General features: G+C 59.1%; 1 protein-coding gene and 1 pseudogene. Both read right to left on the bottom strand.

Annotated features, from left to right (window positions below; translation table 11 throughout):
* Positions 1-89 precede the first annotated feature (89 nt).
* Positions 90-1,055, bottom strand: a complete 966-nt coding sequence (gene araH, locus OC445_RS26885) for an L-arabinose ABC transporter permease AraH (RefSeq protein WP_034126745.1) — start codon at positions 1,053-1,055, stop codon at positions 90-92.
* Positions 1,056-1,077: 22 nt separating this feature from the next.
* Positions 1,078-1,295: pseudogene (locus OC445_RS26880) on the bottom strand (sugar ABC transporter ATP-binding protein); the annotation flags it as partial.

The raw sequence follows: 1,295 nt of genomic DNA, 5'->3' as shown, positions 1-1,295 counted from the left end.
GCTTTTGGGGGCGCTTCGCACCCCAGCGCAAGCAAGCTTGCTCGCCACAGCAAGCCAGCTCCCACATTTTGATCTTCACAGGCCGACCATTAGCGTTGTTTCATGCGGTCGATTATCACCGCCAGCAACAGGATCGAGCCACGAATCACATATTGGTAAAAGGTATCGATGTTCTTCAGGTTCATCGCATTCTCGATGATCGCCAGAATCAACACCCCGGCAATCACATGGCGGATCATGCCGATACCGCCGCTCAACGACACCCCGCCCAGCACGCACGCCGAAATCACCGTCAGCTCGAAACCCTGGCCAATCATCGGCTGGCCCGAGGTCATGCGTGACGCGAGGATCACCCCGGCCAAGGCGCCGATCAAACCGTGCACGGCAAAGATGATGATCTTGGTGCGATCGACATTGACCCCGGCGAGCAACGCCGCTTCCTGGTTGCCGCCAATGGCCATGGTGTTGCGCCCATAGGTGGTGTAATTGAGCAGCCAGCCAAAGAACACAAAGCACAGGACGGTGATGATGATCGGCACCGGCACGCCCAGCAGCTGGCCGTTGCCGAACACGAAGAACCCTTCGTTCATCACCCCCACCGCCTTGCCGTTGGAGAAGATGTAGGCCAGGCCACGTACGATCTGCATGGTCGCCAGGGTGGCAATCAACGCATTGATGCGCAGCTTGGCAATCACAATGCCGTTGATCAGCCCTACCACCAGGCCCATGGCCAAGGCCGCCGACACGCCGAGTACCACGCTGTCGGTGTCGCGCATCACGATGCCCGCCACCACCCCGGCGCAGGCGATCACCGAGCCTACCGACAAGTCGAAGTGCCCTGAGGCCAGGCAGAACAACATGGTGCACGCAGCAATACCGACAGTCGAAATCGCCAGGCCCAGACCGCGCATGTTCAGCGGTGAGAGGAAGTTATCGATGAACACCGCGCTGAGCACAAAAATGCCCAGTGCCGCCAGCAGCATCACCCAGTCATCGAGAAATTTGCGCTGATTGAAACCCGGCCAGAAACCCTTTGCAGTTTTTACCTCAGACATAGCCAAACCCTCTTATTCTTGTTCAAGCCCGCGACTGTGGCAGCGCCAGTTGCAGCAGGCGCGCTTCATCCGCTTGGGCGCGGGGCAACTCACCGGTCAAGGCGCCTTCACTCATCACCAGGATGCGGTCGGAGATGCCCATCACCTCCATCAGGTCGCTGGACACCACGATCACCGCAATGCCACTGGCCGCCAGGTTATGGATGATCTGGTAGATCTCCGACTTGGCGCCGATGTCGA

It is taken from the genome of Pseudomonas sp. Pse35 (genome assembly GCF_024519715.1).
Taxonomy (GTDB): Bacteria; Pseudomonadota; Gammaproteobacteria; order Pseudomonadales; family Pseudomonadaceae; genus Aquipseudomonas; species Aquipseudomonas paracarnis.
This window is presented reverse-complemented; position numbering and strand designations above follow the sequence as displayed.